The 21,102-nt window shown below is 44.8% G+C and carries 26 protein-coding genes; 8 read left to right on the top strand and 18 right to left on the bottom strand.

Going from position 1 to position 21,102, the window contains the following annotated elements:
- Position 1: 1 nt before the first annotated feature.
- The 6 genes from MC24_RS06960 (at position 2) to MC24_RS06935 (ending at position 4,392) form a co-directional block, all read left to right on the top strand.
- Entirely contained in the window at positions 2 to 715 is a 714-nt protein-coding gene (locus MC24_RS06960; RefSeq protein ID WP_038053858.1) for an undecaprenyl-diphosphate phosphatase, read from the top strand.
- A 6-nt stretch (positions 716 to 721) separates the two neighbouring features.
- Positions 722 to 1,351 (top strand): MBL fold metallo-hydrolase, encoded by a 630-nt coding sequence (locus MC24_RS06955; RefSeq protein ID WP_038053856.1) that lies wholly within the window; start codon positions 722 to 724, stop codon positions 1,349 to 1,351.
- Positions 1,348 to 2,808 carry a glycogen synthase gene (locus MC24_RS06950; protein WP_038053854.1) on the top strand — a complete coding sequence of 487 codons (1,461 nt, stop codon included), beginning with the start codon at positions 1,348 to 1,350 and terminating at the stop codon, positions 2,806 to 2,808. Before MC24_RS06955 ends, MC24_RS06950 begins: the two co-directional genes overlap by 4 nt.
- A 4-nt stretch (positions 2,809 to 2,812) precedes the next feature.
- Complete coding sequence (galT, locus tag MC24_RS06945; protein ID WP_038053852.1) at positions 2,813 to 3,823, top strand: galactose-1-phosphate uridylyltransferase; 1,011 nt, start codon at positions 2,813 to 2,815, stop codon at positions 3,821 to 3,823.
- Positions 3,824 to 3,886: 63 nt separating this feature from the next.
- On the top strand, positions 3,887 to 4,162 hold the full coding sequence (locus tag MC24_RS06940; RefSeq protein WP_004080683.1) for a stage V sporulation protein S: 276 nt from the start codon (positions 3,887 to 3,889) through the stop codon (positions 4,160 to 4,162).
- Positions 4,162 to 4,392: a hypothetical protein gene (locus tag MC24_RS06935; protein WP_038054219.1), complete on the top strand. Its 231-nt coding sequence runs from the start codon at positions 4,162 to 4,164 to the stop codon at positions 4,390 to 4,392. The genes MC24_RS06940 and MC24_RS06935 overlap by 1 nt, the downstream gene beginning before the upstream one ends.
- Here MC24_RS06935 and MC24_RS06930 read toward each other — a convergent pair.
- Genes MC24_RS06930 through MC24_RS06845 form a run of 18 tightly spaced genes read right to left on the bottom strand, consistent with a single transcriptional unit; the run spans position 4,376 to position 18,952 of the window.
- The gene (locus MC24_RS06930; protein WP_038053849.1) at positions 4,376 to 5,041 is read right to left on the bottom strand and encodes a hypothetical protein; all 666 of its coding nucleotides are present in this window, start codon (positions 5,039 to 5,041) and stop codon (positions 4,376 to 4,378) included. The genes MC24_RS06935 and MC24_RS06930 overlap by 17 nt on opposite strands.
- Positions 5,026 to 5,508: a hypothetical protein gene (locus MC24_RS06925; protein WP_038053847.1), complete on the bottom strand. Its 483-nt coding sequence runs from the start codon at positions 5,506 to 5,508 to the stop codon at positions 5,026 to 5,028. The genes MC24_RS06930 and MC24_RS06925 overlap by 16 nt, the downstream gene beginning before the upstream one ends.
- Positions 5,505 to 5,810, bottom strand: a complete 306-nt coding sequence (locus tag MC24_RS06920) for a hypothetical protein (protein WP_038053844.1) — start codon at positions 5,808 to 5,810, stop codon at positions 5,505 to 5,507. The genes MC24_RS06925 and MC24_RS06920 overlap by 4 nt, the downstream gene beginning before the upstream one ends.
- Complete coding sequence (locus MC24_RS06915; protein WP_038053841.1) at positions 5,794 to 6,438, bottom strand: FliA/WhiG family RNA polymerase sigma factor; 645 nt, start codon at positions 6,436 to 6,438, stop codon at positions 5,794 to 5,796. Before MC24_RS06915 ends, MC24_RS06920 begins: the two co-directional genes overlap by 17 nt.
- 17 nt (positions 6,439 to 6,455) lie before the next feature.
- The gene (cheD, locus tag MC24_RS06910) at positions 6,456 to 6,929 is read right to left on the bottom strand and encodes a chemoreceptor glutamine deamidase/glutamate methylesterase CheD (RefSeq protein ID WP_038053837.1); all 474 of its coding nucleotides are present in this window, start codon (positions 6,927 to 6,929) and stop codon (positions 6,456 to 6,458) included.
- On the bottom strand, positions 6,926 to 7,540 hold the full coding sequence (gene cheC / locus MC24_RS06905) for a CheY-P phosphatase CheC (RefSeq protein WP_038053834.1): 615 nt from the start codon (positions 7,538 to 7,540) through the stop codon (positions 6,926 to 6,928). The genes cheD and cheC overlap by 4 nt, the downstream gene beginning before the upstream one ends.
- Complete coding sequence (locus MC24_RS06900; protein ID WP_038053832.1) at positions 7,537 to 8,226, bottom strand: flagellar brake protein; 690 nt, start codon at positions 8,224 to 8,226, stop codon at positions 7,537 to 7,539. The genes cheC and MC24_RS06900 overlap by 4 nt, the downstream gene beginning before the upstream one ends.
- Before the next feature lie 6 nt (positions 8,227 to 8,232).
- Positions 8,233 to 9,060 (bottom strand): MinD/ParA family protein, encoded by an 828-nt coding sequence (locus tag MC24_RS06895; protein WP_038053829.1) that lies wholly within the window; start codon positions 9,058 to 9,060, stop codon positions 8,233 to 8,235.
- Positions 9,026 to 10,162, bottom strand: a complete 1,137-nt coding sequence (gene flhF, locus MC24_RS06890) for a flagellar biosynthesis protein FlhF (RefSeq protein WP_038053826.1) — start codon at positions 10,160 to 10,162, stop codon at positions 9,026 to 9,028. The genes MC24_RS06895 and flhF overlap by 35 nt, the downstream gene beginning before the upstream one ends.
- A complete protein-coding gene (gene flhA / locus MC24_RS06885; protein ID WP_038053823.1) occupies positions 10,159 to 12,195 on the bottom strand; it encodes a flagellar biosynthesis protein FlhA in 2,037 nt (678 codons plus the stop codon). The genes flhF and flhA overlap by 4 nt, the downstream gene beginning before the upstream one ends.
- The gene (gene flhB / locus MC24_RS06880; RefSeq protein WP_038053821.1) at positions 12,192 to 13,316 is read right to left on the bottom strand and encodes a flagellar biosynthesis protein FlhB; all 1,125 of its coding nucleotides are present in this window, start codon (positions 13,314 to 13,316) and stop codon (positions 12,192 to 12,194) included. The genes flhA and flhB overlap by 4 nt, the downstream gene beginning before the upstream one ends.
- Positions 13,247 to 14,023, bottom strand: a complete 777-nt coding sequence (gene fliR / locus MC24_RS06875; RefSeq protein WP_156105093.1) for a flagellar biosynthetic protein FliR — start codon at positions 14,021 to 14,023, stop codon at positions 13,247 to 13,249. Before fliR ends, flhB begins: the two co-directional genes overlap by 70 nt.
- Entirely contained in the window at positions 14,020 to 15,051 is a 1,032-nt protein-coding gene (gene mtnA, locus MC24_RS06870; RefSeq protein WP_038053817.1) for an S-methyl-5-thioribose-1-phosphate isomerase, read from the bottom strand. The genes fliR and mtnA overlap by 4 nt, the downstream gene beginning before the upstream one ends.
- Positions 15,048 to 16,037 carry a peptidyl-prolyl cis-trans isomerase gene (locus MC24_RS06865; protein ID WP_038053815.1) on the bottom strand — a complete coding sequence of 330 codons (990 nt, stop codon included), beginning with the start codon at positions 16,035 to 16,037 and terminating at the stop codon, positions 15,048 to 15,050. The genes mtnA and MC24_RS06865 overlap by 4 nt, the downstream gene beginning before the upstream one ends.
- Positions 16,034 to 16,801 carry a nucleoside triphosphate pyrophosphohydrolase gene (gene mazG / locus MC24_RS06860; RefSeq protein WP_038053813.1) on the bottom strand — a complete coding sequence of 256 codons (768 nt, stop codon included), beginning with the start codon at positions 16,799 to 16,801 and terminating at the stop codon, positions 16,034 to 16,036. Before mazG ends, MC24_RS06865 begins: the two co-directional genes overlap by 4 nt.
- A gap of 1 nt (position 16,802) precedes the next feature.
- The gene (locus MC24_RS06855) at positions 16,803 to 17,444 is read right to left on the bottom strand and encodes a TIGR00153 family protein (protein WP_038053803.1); all 642 of its coding nucleotides are present in this window, start codon (positions 17,442 to 17,444) and stop codon (positions 16,803 to 16,805) included.
- Positions 17,395 to 18,111, bottom strand: coding sequence for a ribonuclease HII (locus tag MC24_RS06850; protein ID WP_038053800.1), 717 nt, complete (start codon positions 18,109 to 18,111; stop codon positions 17,395 to 17,397). The genes MC24_RS06855 and MC24_RS06850 overlap by 50 nt, the downstream gene beginning before the upstream one ends.
- Entirely contained in the window at positions 18,098 to 18,952 is an 855-nt protein-coding gene (locus MC24_RS06845) for an SDH family Clp fold serine proteinase (protein WP_038053799.1), read from the bottom strand. The genes MC24_RS06850 and MC24_RS06845 overlap by 14 nt, the downstream gene beginning before the upstream one ends.
- 340 nt (positions 18,953 to 19,292) lie before the next feature.
- On the opposite strand from MC24_RS06845, the gene MC24_RS06840 reads away from it, so the two are divergent.
- Positions 19,293 to 20,222: an inorganic phosphate transporter gene (locus tag MC24_RS06840; RefSeq protein WP_038053798.1), complete on the top strand. Its 930-nt coding sequence runs from the start codon at positions 19,293 to 19,295 to the stop codon at positions 20,220 to 20,222.
- 34 nt (positions 20,223 to 20,256) lie between these two features.
- Positions 20,257 to 21,102 (top strand): PDC sensor domain-containing protein (locus tag MC24_RS06835; RefSeq protein ID WP_038053797.1); only part of this gene is annotated, 846 nt, incomplete at its 3' end.

Here is a 21,102-nt window from a genome sequence, read left to right as displayed (position 1 = left end):
CGTGGATCTGCTGCTCGGAATAGTACAGGGACTAACAGAATTTCTTCCTGTTTCCAGTTCTGGACACCTGACTCTTCTGTCGCATCTGTTAAAAACGGATCTGAACGCTTACCAGACGGCCATTTTGCATCTTGGAACGCTGGTGTCCGTTGTTCTTTTTACGCTCGATGGCATAAGAAGGAGTCTGAGAAACTGGAGAATCATCCTGAATCTGATCATTTCAACCATTCCAGCCGCTGTTTTTGGAGTTCTCTTTGAAAAACAAATCGATCGGCTGTTTTCTTCGCCACACTTTCTCCCTCTGTTTTTCTCTGTAACCGCTTTGATCCTGCTGTTCACCAGGTATTATTCGTCTGGTGAAAAGAGAATGGAAAACATGAGTTTTCTCGATGCTTTTCTTGTTGGGGTTGCCCAACTCTTTGCTCTCTTCCCGGGTATTTCAAGAAGTGGAATCACTGTGGCTTCTCTTTTGTTTATGAAGTACAAAAATGAAGATGCTCTTCAATATTCCTTTCTGATGTCCATACCAGTTGTTCTGGGTGCAGGAATCCTTGGCTTAGAAAGAGGAAACATAACTGTTCTTGCACCGATTTTTGCGTTTCTTTCTGGTCTTTTTGCTCTTTACGTGCTTTCAAGATCTGTGAGATCCGGAAGGATGTGGCAGTTTTCCTACTACTGCTTGTTCATAGCGATTCTGAGCTATCTTGCGGGGTGATGCCGAGTGGAGTTGAAAATCCTCGTAACGGGTGGAAGCGTTTTTGTTCCAGGAAGGTTGAACGCTCACTTTTCCACGGTTGTTTATCTGGAACACGGTGACAGAAGAATCATCATCGACCCCGGTAACCTCTCTTCTATGGACGAACTGGAAAAGGAGTTCTCTGAGCTTGGAATTCCTCCGGATGATATAACAGACGTTCTGTTCACACACGTACATCTAGATCATATCTTCAACTCCGTCCTCTTCGAGAACGCTACTTTCTATGTTCACGAATCTTACAAAACGAAGAACTATACTTCTTTTGGTACGATCGTGGGGAGAATCTATTCGAAGGTGATCTCTTCGTGGAAAAACGTGGTGCTTCTGAAGGGCGAGGAAACGCTGTTCGACGGAAAAATAAAGGTGTTTCACACTCCATGGCACGCCAGAGAACACCTTTCTTTTCTTCTTGATACAGAGAATGCAGGAAGAGTGCTGATCACAGGGGATATTACACCTAACAGGCTTAGCTACTATGATATAATCAAAGGGTACGGAAGCGTTCAAGTTAAGAACTTCTTTGACAGAGTTGGAAAGATCGATCTCTTAGTTTTTCCACACGACGCACCGCTGAAACTGGAGGTGAAAGGATGAAAGTGGTGTTCGTTTCTTACGAGGTTTTTCCATTCGCGAAGGTAGGAGGGTTGGCGGACGTTGCAGGAACTCTTCCAAAGTACTTAAAGAAACACGGAGTAGATGTCACGATAGTTATGCCAAAACACAGAATCGTCGAAAAAAATGCGGAGAAGTTCGGATACGAGATCAAGAAAGTAGCCGAAGGCCTTCCTGTTTCTTATGTCAAAACCGACCAGAGGTTCGATATATACGAATCCGTTCTTCCCGGAAGCGATGTGAAAACGTATTTTGTTGCTAACGATTATTACTTCTCTGCGGAAAGTGTCTACGCGGGGCCAGATCTTGGAGAACAGGCGATTTTCTTCTGTGCGGCCACTCTGGATCTGATAAAACATCTTGATTTGAAACCCGATATCGTCCACGTGAACGACTGGCAAACCGCTCTGATTCCCGTCTACTTGAAAACCGTTTACAGAGACGATCCTTACTTTTCCAGAACGGCCACATCCCTGACAATTCACAACCTTGGATATCAAGGTGTGTTCGATCCGAAGTATCTCTCTTTTGCGGGTCTTCCAGGCTATGTTTTCACCATCGACGGCTTAGAGTTCTACGGACAGCTGAATTTCCTCAAGGGTGGAATAGTGTTCAGCGATGTGATAAACACGGTTAGTCCCACTTACGCCGAGGAAATTCAGACGGAGGAGTACGGTGAGAAACTCGATGGTGTACTGAGAATGCGATCGAAAGATCTCTACGGTATATTGAACGGAATAGATTACGAGCTTTATAATCCAGCCACGGACAAATACATTTACATCAACTACGACGTGAATCGTCTTGAACTCAAGTGGGAAAACAAGGTGAAGCTTCAGGAAGAACTGGGGCTTCCCGTTAACAAAGAAACAGCTGTGGCCGGGTTGATCAGCAGACTCGTTCCCCAGAAAGGTCTGGACCTTCTGGTTGATGTGATGGATTATCTGACGCTCTTTGATCTTCAGATCGTCGTTCTTGGAACGGGAGATGAACAGTACGAAAACGCCTTCAGAAAGTTACAAGAAAGGTATCCAGACAAAGTATCAGCGAACATAAAGTTCGATGTCGAACTGGCGCAGAAGATATACGCCGGTGCAGATATATTCCTCATGCCGAGCAGATACGAACCGTGTGGTTTGGGGCAGATGTTCAGTATGAGATATGGAACAATCCCCGTTGTGAGATACACGGGGGGTCTGGCAGATACAGTGAGAGAATACGATCCACAATCGATGGAAGGTACGGGTTTTGGATTCAAGAAGTACGATTCCGCTCATCTGTTGAAGGCAGTTTCAAAGGCTCTTCACTTTTACTACAGGGAAAGGGAACACTGGAAAAGGATTATGACAAATGCCATGAACACGGATCTGTCCTGGGACAGGTCCGCTAAAGAATACGTTGAACTTTACAAGAAAGCCCTTGCAAAGGTTGGAAGGTGAAAATATGCCTGAATTCAGAAAAGATCCCATTATAAAAAGGTGGGTTATCATAGCCACGGAGAGAGCGAAAAGACCCCATGACTTTGCAAGAACGAAAGTAGAAGAAGTGCGTGATGGTTTCTGTCCCTTCGATTATGGAAACGAACACACCACTCCACCGGAGATATTCGCCTTCAGGCCTGCAGACACAGAACCCAACACACCGGGTTGGTGGGTGCGCGTTGTTCCAAACAAATTCCCAGCGGTTGATCCCAATGTACCTTTGAGGAAATACGGAAGAGGTATGTACGATGCGGCGATAGGGTTTGGTTACCACGATGTGGTCATTGAAACCCCAGATCACAACTCCCACCTCGCCGTTATGGATTACAGGAACGTAGAAGAAGTCATTTGGGCTTACAAGATCAGATACGAACAGATCATGAAGGATGAGAGAGTAAAATACATACTGATTTTCAAAAATCACGGAAAGGATGCCGGAGCCTCTCTCAGTCATCCTCACAGTCAGATAATTGCTGTTCCCATCATGCCAAAGAGGGTTCAGGAAGAACTCGACGGTTCGAAAGAATACTACGAATACAAAGAAAGATGTCCTTTCTGCGATATCATAGATGAGGAGAAGAAAGAGAGGGAAAGAATAGTTGAAGAAAACGATCACTTCATCGCTCTGGAACCCTTCGCTGCCAGATTTCCATTCGAAACGTGGATTCTTCCAAAAAGGCACATGAACAGCTTTCATCTGATATCCGAGGATGAAGTGGGATCTCTTGCAAAGATTCTAAAGAACGTTCTCTACAGGATATACGCTGCCTTAGACAATCCACCTTACAATCTTTTGATCCACACTGCTCCCACGAGTCTCGAAGGCAAGGATTATTACCACTGGCACATAGAGATATTCCCGAGATTGACAAAAGTAGCGGGCTTCGAGTGGGGGACAGGGTTCTATATAAACACGGTGCCTCCGGAAGATGCCGCTAAATACCTGAGAGAAGTTACTTTGGAACAAGTTTGAAATCTCCAATTCTTTTATGATAAAATGCAAGTTAGAAACCCGTGAGTAAGGAGGAATGGTAGAATGGAAATCCTGAAGGTCAGTTCGAACTCGAACCCCAACAAGGTAGCCGGTGCGATAGCGGGTTCTCTTACCAAGAGCGAAAAGGTGGAGATCCAGGCTATCGGTGCCGGTGCAGTGAACCAAGCGGTAAAGGCTTTGGCAGTTGCAAGGAGATTTCTGGAAGAATCTGGAAAAGACCTCTTCGTTGTACCGGGTTTCATTGAAATCAAAATAGGGGATGATGTGAGGACTGGAATTTCTTTCAAAGTTTTTCTGGAAAATAACAAAAATGAGTGATGAAACCGGAAATACGAGAAATACTTAAAGCAATGGAGGAAGATTCGAGAATCAGGGTAATAGTTACTCAAATTCTCAGGATGTCTGTCGAGGAGAGGGAGCAATTCAAGAAGAAGGTGATGTACTACTTCATGGACCGGAATTCCGAAGTGGACACGGAAGCCTTTAAGTTTTTCAAAATAGTGATTGAAAACGTCGAAGAACTATCAAAACTCATTGAACAGAAATGAAAACGTGTTTTCTTTTTCCGTTGATTTCTAATTCAAAAACGACGAGATTCTTAGAAGGACCTTTGTCGATCTCAACGAGAAGATCAGAAGAGAACAAGCTGATTTTACCAGCGGGAACATTCTTATAGTAGCCGACAAACTTGATCCTGTCGATCTTTCTATCTTTCAAATTATCCAGGAGCACCTTCAGTGCTCCTTCTATTTTTTTTCTGTCGACGAACACCTCCCTCTTTATTCTCATTCTCCACAAAATTGGAATGCTGATGTTTGCGAAAACATCCACTTTCGCAGAGAGAATCGTTTTCACCTTGACTGTGAAATGAACGCTTTCACTGTAGAGTGATAAATCCGAAAGATCGGGGTTAAAAAGGTGGGTCTTGGAGATTAGAATTTCTGGAGTTCCTGTCTTGCATCGTATTTCATTCTCAAGGGAACATTCTTTTATAGAGAGCTGTTGTTCGCCTGTTGTACCATCGTGAACCGTTGTTTCTTCTTTTAGAGAGAAAACGTTCACCTTACTCTGGAAAGGCTGTTCCCTTACAGCTGGAAGTTGAAAAGAAGGATCTATTTTTTCAACAGAAGGACCTTTCAATTCGAGAAGAAAACCCTCTATCCATTTCTTTATCAGGGCAGCTATTTTTCCGAACATAGATACTCCAGCGCCTTTTCCAGTCTTTGAAATGGTTCCATAACATCGAAGGTCTCCAGAAGATCAGCGAGTTTTTTCATGTCCTCATCGGATATTTTTCCCACAATTTTCACCGAGGATCCTTTGAACGGCAGAAGAATCTCCTCCTCAGATCCACGCGTTGGGGTTTCCACTTTTTCAGTTCTTTCCACGATCAGAAGAAGCCTGTCGTCCACTTCCAGAAGCTCCGGATCTCGTACAAAAACGAAATCCGGTCTTTTCTCCATTTTCTTCAGCAGTGTTTTTGCAATCAGTTCTCCCTTCAAATAGGCGTCGATTGAGCTGCCGTAGAGGATCTTCTGGAGTTCGTTTGGAACCACCGGATCTGTGTACTTGAACTCCACAGGGATTCCTCTTTCGTCGACTAGAAGAAGCCCACCTATGAACTTTCCTTCCATCTTTCTTGAATCGAGATATGCTATTGTCATGTTCTCACGTCCATGAACAATCCCTTGTTCTCTTCTTTTATTGACGTTTTTTTCTTTTTCAGCAAAGGGTGAGTTCCAGTCTTCAAAAAACCTCGTTGTCTTCTTTCTGTGGAAGTTCTCACTTCTGCTCTTTCAGCGGTGTTACTCTCTTTAACTGAACTTTGTTCTCTCTGAATCTGATGTAATAGATGTTGAGAAAGGGCCTGCTGAACCAGTGTCTGCTGGTTCAGCGTTTGAGAGATGTTTTGAACGGACTCCACACCCTTCACGACAAATCCCTGGAAATCAACCGGCCTGATCATCGCCCATCACTTCTTTCTTTATTTTCAGAAGCGACTTACTTATAATTTGAGAAACACGGGATTCAGAAACATCGAGTACTTTCGCTATTTCTTTTAAAGATAGATCCTTTTCGAATCTGAGAGACAGAACCAGTTTTTCTTTGTCCGAGAGTTTTTCAATTGCCTTCCTCATCTCTTCCACCAGGAGCTCGCGGTACGCGTTTTCGTCTGGTCCTTCTGTTTTCAGAACGATTTCGTCTTCCATCGCATCTATCATGAGAAGCTGCTTCCTCATCATTTCGTTTCTTGTGCGAACGACTTCTTTCAATTCAAGACCGGTTCTTTTGGCTATCTCTTCATCGGACGGGAACTCCTCGCTTTCGTATATCGCTTTTTCGATCATCTTCACGTTTTTTCTCAGGTTCCTTGGCATCCAGTCTATTTTTCTCAGATAATCGTACATTGCACCTTTCACTCTCTTCATTATAAACGTCGTGAAACTCGCTTTCGATGGATCGTACCTTTCCAGAGAAGACAGGGCCGCGACGATTCCTTCCTGAATCAGATCGTCTACCTCCACGTTCGGGGGTAAGGTCTGTACCAGATCTTCCGCTATTCTCTTTATAAAGGGAAGCAAGCTTCTTATCATACTTTCCTTGTCCCATACTAAATTTCTTTTATTTCTAATTGTTCACCACCACCCACTTTTCTCACGAGAAGCTTTCCAGTTTCAATATTGTATTCAACGCTCCTTGCTCTGTTACCCCCCGTGTCTTCCGCCGCCAGTTTGATACCAAATTCTTCCAAGTGCTTTTTCACTGCTTCCACGTTCCTCGCTCCTATGTTCATTCCCTTGGATTCGAACATACTGGCCCCACCCGCTATTTTTGCTTCCAGTCTTTCCACTTTCGCTCCCATTTTCTTTAGCTCTTCCACCAGTGTTTTTACAGCCGTGTCTGCGTATTTGCCGGGTTTGTCCGTTTTTCCTCCACTGTCTGGGAGCATGACGTGTGCCATGGCTCCGACTTTCGCCACAGGATCTCTCATACACACAGCAACGCAGGATCCCAACCCAAGAGTCACGATCACTCCGGGATTTTTCATAACCGCGTATTCCCCTATTCCGATGACTTTTTTCATTCTTGAATCCCCATCCTTTCGAAGATCTTTGCCAGATATCCCGGCTTTGGTATCATCATCATGTAGGACGTCAGAGGCTCTTCCTCTTCTATTTTCAAGAGCGTTTCTACGAACACTATCTGATCTTCCGAGTTATCTTCCAGCTCTTCTATGGAAGCTTCTGCGAATATGGCAGATATCATGTCGATGACAAGCTGTGGAGGAAGTGTGTCGATCTTGAAACCAAGAAAATCCGCAAGGGCAGAAACGTAAGTACCGCACATTATGTTCCCTATCTCCTGAAGCGCCGAAGCGGAAAATTCATCGAGGTTCAACAGATTGTCAGGAGACTGAGCCGTCAGAATTTCGAGTATTTTCCTCACAACTGTTGTTCCCATTATGAGAAGAATACTTCCTTCTATTTCTCCTGTTACAGGCATTTTCACACCGACGACTATCTCTTCAGGCTCCTTTGCTACGAATATGACTTTACTGATCGGTACGATTTCCACGTTTGGAACGGAGATTTCGACCTTCTTATTTATCATGTAAGAAATCGCGGTGGCGGCGTTTCCGGCCCCTATGTTTCCTATCTCTTTCAAAAGGTCTTTCTGTCTTTCCGAGATCTTCATTCGCTTTCACTCCTTTCCTTGTTTCTCATTTCTATCTCTTTCTTGAAAACAAAACTCACCAGTTTCTTTTCCAGAGCAGGAGGAACGTTCAAAAACTCCACACCGTACATTCTCTCTCCCGTTTCGAGAACACCTGCTTCCCTCACAACTCTCGCCGGGTGATCCTGGAGTTTTAGGTCTTCGTCCAGATCGAGCGTAACGTATATGATCTGTTCCGGTGTCAGAATATCTCTCGCCACCATGAGCATGCCACCGGCACTGAAATCTTTCGTCACAAATCTTTTCGGTGGTTCATCCCTCGAAGCGACCCTGTACGTTCCTTCGAGAAATATCTTTATTCTCTTGAATCTTCTCCTTTGAATCTTCCTCAATCTTCCAGGGAAAGGTACTTTTGTCACCGGAAAACCATCTTCATCCCTACCACTCTCGAGCACGCCTGTTCTGAAAACATATATCGCAGAACTGTCCAGTATCATCACAGTACACCTGGTTCCACGAGGAAGTGGGACCAATCTTCCTTGGAAGCTCGGCATTGAAAGGATGAGAATTCCCTTTTCAAAATCCACATCATGTACACTGCTTTTGTACTGACCTTCCAGATCCTCCGGTGCAGAGACCTCCACGATCACATTTTGGCCTGGTTTTATCACTTCTTTTGCGTTGACAAGCTCCGTGTAGTACTCCATTCTTTCTCACCCTATTCCCAGCATCTGTCTTATCTTGCTCAAAAAACCTTTCTTTTGAACAGGTTCCTTCAAGATCTTTTCTCTCAGACCGTAGATGGCAAGGGATGGTTGTGAATGACTGTGGGATTGCACGAATGGCTCCTGTGAGGACACACTCTTCTGTACAACCTGATCCTCTTTTATCACAAAGTAGTTCTTTATCGTAAAACCAACGAATTTTTCGACTACCCTTTTCAGCCTGTCGGCTGCTAGTCTTCCTTCTTTCATGTTTCTTGCCATGTTCATCACCAGAAATATCTCCTCAGGTGTGATCCCTTTCACCGAGAGAAGCTTTATCAGAGTGTAGGTGTTTATGATCGAGGTTGGTTCCGGAGTGGTAACGAGAATGAGGAAGTCTGATTGGATATAGAACTCATCCAGGTTTTCGTTGTACCCCGGTGGAAAATCTATAACGAGATAATCGTATTTCTTGAGAAGTCTGGCAAACTCGTCGAAGAAGCGCCGACGATCGCTCAAATTGAAGAGAATGAGATCCTCTATGTCTATTCCTGAACTGAGCACGTCCACGCCGTACTTTGTTTCAAAAACGATGTCTTCTATCCTCACGTTTGACTTGAAGAAGTCTTTCAGGGTCTTGGGTGCCATGAAACCGAGGAGAATCTCGACACTTCCAAACCCCACGTCGGCATCGAACAGAAGAACCTTCAACCCTTTCTCTTTAAGAGCAAGGGAAAGGTTGACAGCTATCACGGATTTTCCTACACCACCCTTACCGCTGAGAACACTTATTATATTCGGTTCAGTCTTTCTCAGATGTTCCGCCTGATCTGGCATGATTCAACACCTCACCGGCGACAATCCTGGCAAGTTCCACGGAATTCGCTTCGAATATATCATCGGGGACTCTCTGCCCATTTGTCACGAATGCGATGGGAAGTCCCGTGATTTCTGATATGTTTATGAACGTTCCGTACATCGATGTTTCATCCATTTTGGTGAGAATGATGTGAGTTGGTTTCACGGCGGAGAACCTTTCAGCGATTCTTTTCACGTCATCGAGCTTGTAGTTCATAGAAATTACCAGAAAAGTGATATCTGGCTTTACAGCTTCTGAAAGTGCTCTGAGTTCGCTCATTTGAAGATCGTTTTGATGACTTCTCCCGGCTGTGTCCACAAGAACGATGTCGTAATCCTTCAGAGCCATCATTTCGTACTCGGCTTCTTTTGGAGTATAAGCGATCTTCATGGGAATGTCCATGATATCTGCGTATATTTTCAACTGTTCCGCTGCCGCTATCCGGTACGTGTCGAGTGTCAGTATAGCGACTCTTTTCTTTTCGTCTATCTTGAAACGAGCCGCAAGTTTGGCGAGTGAAGTAGTTTTCCCTACACCTGTTGTTCCCACAAAGAGTACTTTTGCGTTTTTGAAATCTGGTGCATTTGTCTTCACAAGGTTTGCGAATTGCTCCGACAAAATCTTGAAAGTCTCATTCGAATTCGGATCCAGATCTCCAAACTTCATTCTCAGAAAATCTATCAGTTTGTATCTGATTTCCGGGAGAATTTCCTGTTTCTCCATACCGTAAAGAATTTTTGAAAGCCCTTCTGGTAGAGTTTGCCTCTTTTCAGTTACAAGCATCTGCTTTATCTCGTTTATCGTCCGTTTTATCTCATCGAACTCCCCTTTGATATTATCGTTCGAAATCTGTCGATTCTTTACGAGTATTTCCTGTAGTCTGTAGCTCGTGTTTTCCTCTTTTTCTCTTTCTTCCTCAACCGCAGCTGTCACTTCAAAGTACGTTCTTCCACCTATTCCAAAGAACCCCCCTTTTTTTATTCTTCGAGAACTCAAAATAACGGCGTTTTCTCCCAGTTCCCTCCTTATCATTATCATCGCTTCTCTGATGCTCTCAGCAACGTATTTTTTTATTTTCATAATTTCACCACACCTTCAATTTGAAGGATGTAGTCATCTGGTATTTCATCGTAGGAAATCACATAAACACCCGGGATCGTTCGCATTATGTATCTGGAAAAGTAAGGTCTGATCCTTGCCGAACACACGATAACAGGTTGATAACCTTTTTTCATGAGATTTCCCAGTTCGTTTGAAATTTTGTTCATCAACTCTCTGGAAACTTCAGGGTTGAGAAGAAGCTCCCTTTCTTCTCCTAATTCTTTCAGCGATTCCAGGAGCTTCTGCTCGAGGTCTCTCTCCAGAACGATCGCGTGTATCTTCCCATCTTCGGAACGGATCATCGAAGCTATTTGACGTCTCAGCGCTTTCCTTACGCTTTCCACGAGGTAGTCTATATCCTTACTTTTCTCAGCACTCTCAAGTAGAGTTTCAAAGATCGTTGGAAGGTTTCGAATGGATACTCCCTCTTTTAGAAGTCTTTGAAGTATCTTTTTGATTTCAGCGGGCTTCAAAACATCCGGTATGAGGTCTTCCACCAGCTTCGGGAACTTCTCCTTCAGTCCTTCTATAAGAAGTTCGAGCTCTTTGAAGCCGAGGAGTTCATCGGCGTGTCTTCTCAGGACTTCAGAAAGGTGTGTGGCGAACACGGTTGGTGGATCCACGACCGTGTAACCTTTTTGCTGGGCTTCTTCCTTTCTCCACTCTTCTATCCAGTATGCTTCCAAATTGAACGCTGGTTCTCTGGTTGGAATACCAGGAATCTTTTCCTTAGCAGTTCCTGGATTTATGGCGAGGAGCCTGTTTGGTACGAGTTCGTACCTTGCAACTTCGCTTCCGCGGATCTTTATGGAATATTCGTTTGGTTTCAAAAGCACACTGTCCCTTACTCTGATGGGAGAGACGACAAGTCCCAGCTCGAATGCGAGCTGTTTTCTGATGGAGGTGATTCTATCGAGGAGGTCTCCTCCCTGTGATGGATCGGCGAGCGGTATCAATCCGTAGCCGATCTCCACCTCAACGGTATCGCTCTGTATGATCTCGGAAACCTCTTCAGGTGTAGAGAGAACTGGCCCACTGGGTCTTTCCGTAGGAGTAGGACCCGCCAGTTCCTCCTGAGGAACGGCTCGGGAGGTGTACACCGCAAGAAGTATCAACGCTCCACCAAGTATGGCGCTGAAGAACGGTATGGGAGTGAAAATGCCCAAGAAAATCAACACTCCACCGGTGAGGAGGAGTACTTTCGTTTCTCTCGAAAGTTCTGTGACGAGATCTTTTCCGAGATTTTCCTTGGATGCGGCCCTGGAGACAATTATACCGGTGGCGGTTGAAACGAGAAGGGCCGGGATCTGTGCCGCAAGGCCATCTCCCACGGTGAGGATCACGTATTCCTGAGCGGCCTCTACAAGACTCATCCCGTGTCTGAGCATACCTATCAGAAGTCCGCCGATTATGTTTATAAAAACGATGATAATACTCGCTATGGCATCTCCTCTCACGAATTTGCTTGCACCGTCCATGGCTCCATAGAAATCCGCTTCTCTCCTGATGTCTTCTCTCCTTTTCCTCGCTTCTTCCTCGGTTATCAATCCGCTGTTCAGGTCAGCATCCACACTCATCTGTTTTCCGGGCATAGCGTCGAGGGTGAATCTTGCGGCCACCTCTGCTATTCTCTCCGCACCCCTGGTGATGACGATGAACTGGATGATGACGAGGATGAAAAAGACGATGAGACCAACGACATAATCTCCTTTTACAACGAAATCTCCGAAGGTTCTTATAACCCGTCCCTGGAATTTTGGACCCTCGAGGAGAATGAGCCTTGTTGAAGCTACGTTGAGACCGAGCCTGAACAGGGTCACCACAAGAAGCAGAGTTGGAAATGAAGAGAGTTCAAGGGCGTTTCTTATGTACATGGTAGAAAACAGTATGATCATGGAAAGGGTTATGTTCAGGATCTGGAAAAAATCCAGCATCCTGTCCGGTACGGGCAGCACCATTAAAAGGACGATAGCAACTATCATCAGAGAAACGATTATATCTACATTCTTCAAATTCTCACGCCCTTTTTCGTGTAAACGTAAACGAGTACCTCCGCAACTATCCTGTAAAATTCTACCGGAATTTCTTCACCTATCTCCGTTTTGTAGTATAGAGACCTCGCAAGAGACGGATTTCTCAAAACGGGTACATCGTTCTCTTTTGCGATTTCTATTATTTTCAGTGCCAGATGATCCACACCTTTCGCTATCACAACTGGTGCGTTCATTGTGTCCGGATCGTATTTCAGAGCAACAGCGAAGTGAGTGGGGTTGGTGATCACAACATCTGCCTTTGGAACCTCTTCCAGCATTCTTCTTCGTAGGATATCATACATCATTTGTCTTTGTCTTCGCTTTATCTCGGGATTTCCTTCCACTTCTTTCAGTTCGTCCTTCACTTCCTGCTTCGTCATACGAATACTCTTTTCGAATTCCCATCTCTGGTAGAAGTAATCGAAAACAGCGAGAGCGAGAAGGACCATTCCGCTTTTCAACGTGATCTCAGAGGCGATGCCCCAGAATTTCACAAAGGCATCGTTCACGCTCATTTCTGTCAGGAGAATCATTTCGCTCCATCTGTTTTTCAAGACCTGATAGACCACAATCCCCACAATGGCGACCTTGAGGACAGACTTCAAAAGTTCCACGAGTGATCTGAGTGAGAACAATCTCTTAAAACCTTCTATCGGGTTGATTCTGTTGAGGTCAGGTTTCAACGCTTTCGGAGCGAATAAAAATCTTGTCTGAAGGGCGCCTATCATAACGCCTGCGACCATGGAGAACACCACAAAGGCTCCTATGATCAAAAACACGTCTTTAAAAGCGTTCACAGTATTCACGAGTAAATTTTCCGTCTCTTCGAACGATAGGAAGACCTGAACGTCTTCTGTGATCCTCTGTACACCTTGATATCCAAGAATCTTCAGCGCTAAGGCGAACACGAGGAAGGTGACAGCCATATTAAGCTCCCTGGATACGGGAGCTCTACCTTCTTCTCTTACTCTCCTTCTCTTTCTGGGAGTGGCGCGTTCTGTTCTCTCTGCTTCGGCAAAGAGCAGGAGTTCTATTTCCCAAGAAATTCTTGAATAGCGTTCCAGCTGAGCGCCGAAATCTTTTGAGCCATGTCCGCCCATATCGGCAACATCCCCAGAATCAATATAACCCCAACGATCGCTTTCAGGGGCAATCCGACCATGAAGACGTTCATCTGTGGAATGAGCCTCGAGACGATACCAAGAACAATACTTATGATGAGCATGAAGGCGATGACTGGTGCTCCTATTTTCAGGATCAACACGAAGAAGTCGCTCGATCTTTCCACGATGTAAGAGAAGAACCCGTCCGCAATACCTGTGAGGTTCACGGGGAAGACATCGATTGAGTCCCTCAATCCCTCAAACATGAGAACAGGTCCCTTTATCAGCACAAAAACAGTGAGAGCGATGAAGTAAACCAGTTCTCCCGTGGGGTTTGTTTCTTCTTCACCGAAGGCCAGTACCTCTTCCATTCCGAATCCAATTTGAAAGCCAAAGATGTATCCCGCCCCGTTGAACGCCTGAAGAAACAGATAGACGATAAAACCGATTCCAAACCCAACGAGAAAGTTGAAAAACAGATTCAAAGTGAAACTCAAAACAGGAGTATTCAGGGGTATGGATGCATCGACTGTAAAGAGCATCAACCAGCTCGTAAACAATCCCAGAAATACCCTCACTTCCACAGGAAACACTCTCTCGGAAAAGAAGGGAGCGATCAAAAAGAACCCTGTGAACCTTGTGAAAATACACATCCACGCAAGAAATCTCTCTTCGAGAAAACTGAATATGGTCTCCAAAATCACACCCCAAGGATCTTCTTTATGTTCTCTTCGAAAGGAGGTTTGATCACACCTTTTTCCGTTATTATCGCCGTTATGAGAGAATTTTCTGTGACGTCGAAAGCGGGGTTCAGAACTTTTATTCCCTCCGGGGTTATTCTGTTCCCGCCACAGTGAGTGACCTCTTCTGGCCTTCTTTCCTCTATGGGTATTTCTTCTCCACTTTTTATAGTTGGATCTATCGTCGAGACAGGAGCTGCAACGTAGAACGGTATGTTGTTTCTCTTCGCAAGAACGGCTAAAGAATAAGTTCCTATTTTGTTTGCTGTGTCACCGTTCAGAGCGATTCTGTCCGCTCCAACCACGACGGCATCGATCAACCCCTTCTTCATCAACCACCCGGCCATGTTGTCGGTGATGACATAGACTTCTATACCGTCTTTCATGAGTTCCCAGGCGGTAAGTCGTGCTCCCTGAAGGTAAGGTCTTGTTTCATCCGCAAACACTTTGATTCGTTTTCCTGCTTCCACAGCCGCCCTTATCACCCCAAGGGCAGTACCGTAATCTACAGTTGCGAGGGCTCCTGCGTTGCAGTGGGTGAGGATGGTTGATCCATCTTTTATGAGCTGGGCACCGTTCCTTCCAATCGCTTTGTTGACCTCTATATCTTCATATGCCATCTTCAGCGCTTCGTTTTCCAAGATCTCGAAGAGATTTTCTCTGTCAAAGTTCTCGGAGAATACCTTTTCCATCCTGTTCAGTGCCCAGAACAGGTTTACAGCCGTGGGCCTTGTTCTGGCCAAAGTCTCTTTTACCTGTCTCATCCAGTCCATCAAGCTTCCCGTTTTGTATTCTTTGAGTCCCAGGACGTATCCAAACGCCGCGGTGACTCCTATGGCAGGAGCCCCTCTGACGATCATTTCCTTTATGGCGTACGCAACTTCTTCGTGTGTTTTGCACTCCACGTATTCTTCAACGAATGGTAGTTTTCTCTGATCAAGGAGTCTCAGAGAGTCTCCCGACCACTCCATCGTTTTCGTCCTCAATTTCATCCCTGACTCCCTCCAAGTTTTATCTCTATTTGGCTATTCTTTTTGAACTCTTCGAACACTTTGTTGAACCAATCGTTCCACAACTGATTCTTCTTGTCTGCGAGCAATTCACTCATGATTTCCTGTTTGACCTCTTCGAATTTTTTGTAGGAAGAAGATCGTTTCTCGACAACTTTGTAGAGCACGAATTTACCTCCGGACTCGAAGGGTCCAAGAATGGCCCCTTCTGGAGCGTCGAAAATCACACTTTCTATGTCTTTTTCCAATTTTCCTTCTTCAATCCAGCCGAGATCACCACCGGTTGCCACCTGCGTCGCAACCTCGAGAAAGTCTTCCCCTTTTCTGATCTTTGAAAGTGCTTCATCCATTTTACTCTTATCCTCGGTGGTGATTTTGTAGAGATGAACGGCGGCGGGTATTCTGTAAGTCTCTTTGTTCTGATTGTAGTAGTTCTGTGCTTCTTCGAGTGTGACGGTTGCGCTCTGAGTGATTTTCTCCTGGAGCCTCTGGAGTGAAAGCTGTGTTTTCATATGCCATTGCAATCTCTTTTTGAAAGTTTCGAGATCACCGTATCCGGCGCTCTGAAGAAACTTGTCGAGGTCTTCCAGGGTTATACCCATGGATTCAACTGTTTCTTTGAGCCTTGTTTCAACTTCTCCCTTTACTTCTTCGTCACTTACTCCGACTCCCTCTTTTTTCGCAAGCTGCTGAATGAGAAGATCGTCTATTAAAGAGTTGAGAACTTCTTGTTTGTATTTCAACAGCAATTTCAGGCCTTCTTCGGTGCCTGTAAGAACGTTGAAAAATCTCAAATCGATCTGAGAAATGTTTCTCAAAATTCCATCTATATCTGCTTCGAGTTCGAGTAAATCAGAGGTGATAGACTCTCCATTGACTATGGCAACGACAGTGCTGGATGTGATTGTTGCCTGTCCAAAGAGACTGATTCCCAGTACCGCCAGAATCGCGAAGATCAACTTTCTCATGCTTCATCTCCTCCTTTCGTCCTTTCCCAGTATTCGTCCAACTTTTCAATGGGAAGTTCTTCAAGAATCAAACCATCCTTCTCTATTAACTCCTCCATCCTTTTGAATCTTTCGACAAACTTTCTCGTGGCCTTTCTCAGAGCCGATTCAGGATCAACGTTCAGAAATCTTGAGAGATTGACCATCGAAAACAACAGGTCACCGAATTCCTCTTCCAACTCACTGGGATTACTTGCCTCTTTCAGTTCTTTCAATTCTTCCTCTATCTTCTCGTAGACTCCTTCTGGATCTTTCCAGTCAAATCCCACCTGCGACGCGTTTTCCTGGATTCTTCTTGCCATCGAGAGAGCGGGAACGAGCGGGTTTATTTCACCGATCCTCGAAGATTTCTTCTTTCCTTTTTCCTGAGCTTTTATATCTTCCCATTGTTTGTAAGAATACCCTGGGCTGTCTCCGAAAACGTGTGGATGTCGTCTGATCAATTTTTCGTTGAGGGTTCGTATCACATCCTCAATGGTGAAAGCGCCTCTTTCGCGGGCTATCTGTGCGTGGAACACCACCTGAAGCAGCACATCACCGAGTTCCTCTTTCATCATCTCGTCGTTTTTTTCGTCTATCGCTTCGATCAGTTCGTAGCATTCCTCGATAAGATACGGCTTCAAGCTCTCGTGAGTTTGCTTTCTGTCCCATTCACATCCTTCAGGAGATCGCAGTTTTTCCATTATGGATACGAGTTCTTCGAAGAGAATCCCTGCCTCTTTCACTTCAGAACCTCCTTTTCAGAAGGATGATTTCTGCTCTATCAGACGCATCCTCCGTTCTATCGGCTATGTCCCCTATACTTCTTATCAGTTCTTTCACTTCAAGTTTTACACACCTTTCGATGTCCATCTCAAAGAGCTTTCTGAGGGCCGTTCGCTCCACGGTATCTTCGTCGTGTTCGTATTTCTCCACGGCGAGAACGAACTCTTCAACTCTCTCGAGATCCTCGAACAAAAACCTGAGTGCACTTTTCAGTGATTCGTAAGCCTTCAGAGAATATTCCATCTGCGACAAAATAAGATCTTTCAGTTCGTGGGGAACTTCTGGTTTTTGAAGAACAATCAAGTCCGCCACATACTCGGCTTTGTTCGCCACCTTATCTACGGCTTCAATCAGTCCCAGAAGATCTCCTCTGAAATTCGGCAGGAACGCTCCACTGTACATTTCCATCTCTGTTTTTCGACGTAATCGATCGGCTTCGCTTTCAAGCCTTTGTGTCCGGAGATAAAGAGACTCGATGTCGTCAGTATCTTCAAAATACTTTTTTATGAGATCGAAGACGCATTCCAGAGTTTCTTCAACTTTGTCGATGTGTTTAAAAAAGAGAGAGATTATGACCTGTTCTTTCTTTCCGGAAAACCACACTTTTTCTCGCCCCCAGAAGGTTCTTTATATGTTCGAATCGATTTTCGGAGATGAGTCCTTTTTCGAAGAACTCCCTCAACAAATCATCGGTCAGAAGTTCTAAAACGGGATCAAAACTCATCCTGTGGATGGGTAAAACTCCGTTCTCTCCGATTTCGTTCAGATGTTCTTTTGTGGCGTAACCTTTGTGTTTGTGGAAGGAAAACTGGGGATACATCCTGTGGAACTCGTTCATCAATCTATCCCTGAATACTTTTGCAACAATGGAGGCTGCTCCTATCAGTTTACTTTTCTGATCTCCTTTCACCAAGCATGTACCGGGAACATTCAGCTCGATTCCCTTTCCGTCAACGAGCACGAACGAGGGTTTCACGGGTAGGTTCTCCAGTGCTCGATTCATAGCAATTTTTGTGGCGTTGAATATGTTGTAGAGGTCTATTTCCTCTGGAGATGCGATTCCTATACCAACAGCTGCCTTCTTCATTATTTCATCGAAGAGCTTCTCCCTTTTCGAGGGAGAAAGCTGTTTTGAGTCGTTTATTCCTTCTATTTCCTTTTCCAGAACGACAGCGGCCGCCACAACGGGACCTGCGAGACATCCTCTTCCTGCTTCATCCACGCCTGCTACGATTCCAAATTCCTTTTTGTAGAGCTCATCTATTCCCATTACCCGTCTCCTTTCTGTTGTAGTAGGGAGCAGGAATGTAGTTCACAGAAGGTCTCTTGGGTTCGGCCTGTTTGTAAAGATCCATGAGATCGTATATTTCCTGAGGCATGTCCGTTTTCACCTGTATACCCATCTCTCTGAGTTTTTCGTAGTTCAGCGGATAATCGTGTGTCCAGTGTCCACTGCAGAGTTTATCGGCGATTTCTTCAGCTTTCTCCTTTGGCACTTTGTCTGAAAGAATTTCCACCACAAATTCTTTAACCTGTCTGATCGCTTTTTCCGCTATGTCTGCAAGTATCAGTGTCTGGTCATCAACTTGGTTCACATCCTTTTTTCTTACAGCGGCGAGAATGGAGGGAGCGGGCATATTTCCTATCTGGGGATCTAGCGGCCCCAGAACAGCGTTCTCATCCATGATAATCTCGTCGGCGGCGAGGGCTATCAACGTTCCACCGGACATGGCATAATGTGGAACAAAAACCGTTACCTTTCCCCTGTGCATTTTCAAAGCTCTGGCAATCTGTTCCGCTGCCAATACGAGTCCGCTAGGTGTGTGTAGTATGAGATCTATCGGCATATCAGGAGGTGTTAACTTAATCGCTCTCAGTATCTCTTCAGAGTCTTCGATATCTATGTACCTGCGTACTGGAAAACCGAGAAAACTGATAGATTCCGTTCTGTGAATCAGTGTGATCACACGGCTGTTTCTCTTTTTTTCAATTTCTCTTATCAGGGTTTCTCTGGCTGATTTGAGAGCAGAATTCCTGAGAAAAGGCGTAATGAGTGAAAAAATAAAGATCATCCAGAAAATTTGAAAGATTAAGGTGCCAATATCTACCACGACTATCCCTCCTGAATATGAGATTTGCTGTGTAAATTCTATCACATCAGGCCACATTTGGTGGGGTTCTTGTACAAAAAAATGCGGGCTCTTTCGAGCCCGCCAAGGCCGTGGGGGGTGTATCTCAAGGGGGATAGGGGGGTCAACTTTCATTCTCCGTGATACATTTTAAATGTAACAGGTTAAGAGAAGATTCTAATTTCTTTCCTAAATGGGTACCTTATTTTTAAAATTATGTGAAGTTCTGTTGGGTTTTCTAGTTCTTCGTTACTTGAGACAGATGTATCATGAAAAGGGTTCAAAGTGATACAATAGAAAACACACTACAGGAGGGGTTGTAATGTTCATACTCCTTTTACCTTCTCTCTTTCTGGGATGGGCGCTGGGTGCCAACGATGCGGCAAACGTCTTTGGCCCTTTCGTGGGATCGGGACTCATTCCTTACAGAAAAGCCACCATGGTGGCGAGCATTTTTGTAATTCTGGGTTCTGTTCTCGGAGGAGCGAAGGGGCTTCAGAATATCAGTTCCCTTAGTGCTTCTGATCTGTTTGTCTCCAGTATAGCAGTTCTTTCAGGTGCCCTTACAGTCACGATCATGACGAAACTCGGGATACCTGTGTCCACATCTCAAGCTGTGGTTGGAGGAATAATAGGAGCCAATGTCACGGTACTGGGCGTTGGTGGGATCAATCTTTCTGCGATCACAAAAATACTTGCTGTGTGGTTTTTAACACCAGTTGGAGCCTTCCTTTTGAGTCTCATCTTCTATCCAGCTCTTTCGTTTCTCTTCAGGAGAATTTCCAGCATTCAAATTCAAGACAGTGTGATAAAAACTTCCGCGTGGATCATAGGTACTTACGGTGCGTTTTCCTTGGGAGCGAACAACGTCGCGAACGTAACGGGAGTGTTCGCCGGAAAGATCCTGACGATCGAGCAAGCTGCTCTTCTTGGTGGAATCAGCATAGCTCTTGGAATTCTCACCTACAGTAAGAACGTGATGTTGACAGTGGGGAAAAATCTAATAGAATTAGATCATTTTACTTCTCTTATAGCGGTTTTATCACAAGCAATGGTTGTGTGGGCTTTCAGCTTGATTGGGATTCCTGTCTCTTCCTCTCAAGCTATTGTGGGAGCCGTTCTGGGAGCCGGTTACTCGAAGGGTATGAATCTGGGAAATAAGAAAGTTTTAATAAGGATTTTGAGTGGGTGGTTTTTAACTCCCGCTGTTTCCGGTACCCTTTCTTTTTTGTTGACATCTTTGATAAAATAAAAGTTGATAACACCGAAACCGGGAGGGTGAAGCCATGACACTTCGTGCGAAAGTTTTCCTTGTTATACTGGTTGTTCTGGCAGGGCTTCTTGTTAGTTTTTATCTCATTTATCAGAGCGTTTCTGGCGCGGTTGTTGAAACTGTCAAAAAGAATGCAACAGTTCAGATTCATGTTCTTTCAAATTATTTCGCCGAAAAATTGAACAAGTATGTAGAAAGGGCAGTTGTTCTGACTCAGTCCATGGAAGCACAGCTTCTCGATACCTATTCCATGGCTTCCAATATGGTCAAGCTCCTCAAAGAAGCTTCCAATACACTTATTGCTGGAATTGCGATAGAAGAAATGACGGGTTCTGGCTACATTGCTAAAGCTGATGGATTGAAGCAGATTGATTCTTCATCAACCATTTATCAAAAATACATGAACCTTGTTAAGAATTCGCAAAATCCATATTTAGTTACCTCTGATGTCTTTGAAGGTAAACCATCCTTCGTTGTTTTAGCTCCCCTTGGTGCGTTCGGTGCAGGCACACTCGGTGCGGTGGGTTATGTGATAGATCTCTCTCAGAACAAGGATTTTTGGCGTACGGTGGCAGAAGGTGGCAAATTGGGTGAAAATGGCTACGGAGTACTCGTCACGGATGACGGGAAGGTATTGATTCACAAAGACATGGGGAATTTCATGAGAGACGTGAAAGAGTTTGGAGGGTTTGAGAAAGCGTTTGAAGAGGCAAAGAAAGGTGGAGAGAAATACGTAGAGTACGAATACAACGGAGAGAAGAAATACACCGTGTGGGAGAAAGTGCCCGGATACGACTTCTACATCTTCTCGACGGGGGACCTGGATGAACTTCTTGCAGAAGGAAGGAAAGCGACCCTT

Origin of the sequence: Thermotoga sp. Mc24, assembly GCF_000784835.1 — a bacterium.
GTDB lineage: Bacteria > Thermotogota > Thermotogae > Thermotogales > Thermotogaceae > Thermotoga.
Note: the sequence above shows the minus strand (reverse complement) of the source record. Positions and strands in the feature narration are given on the sequence as shown.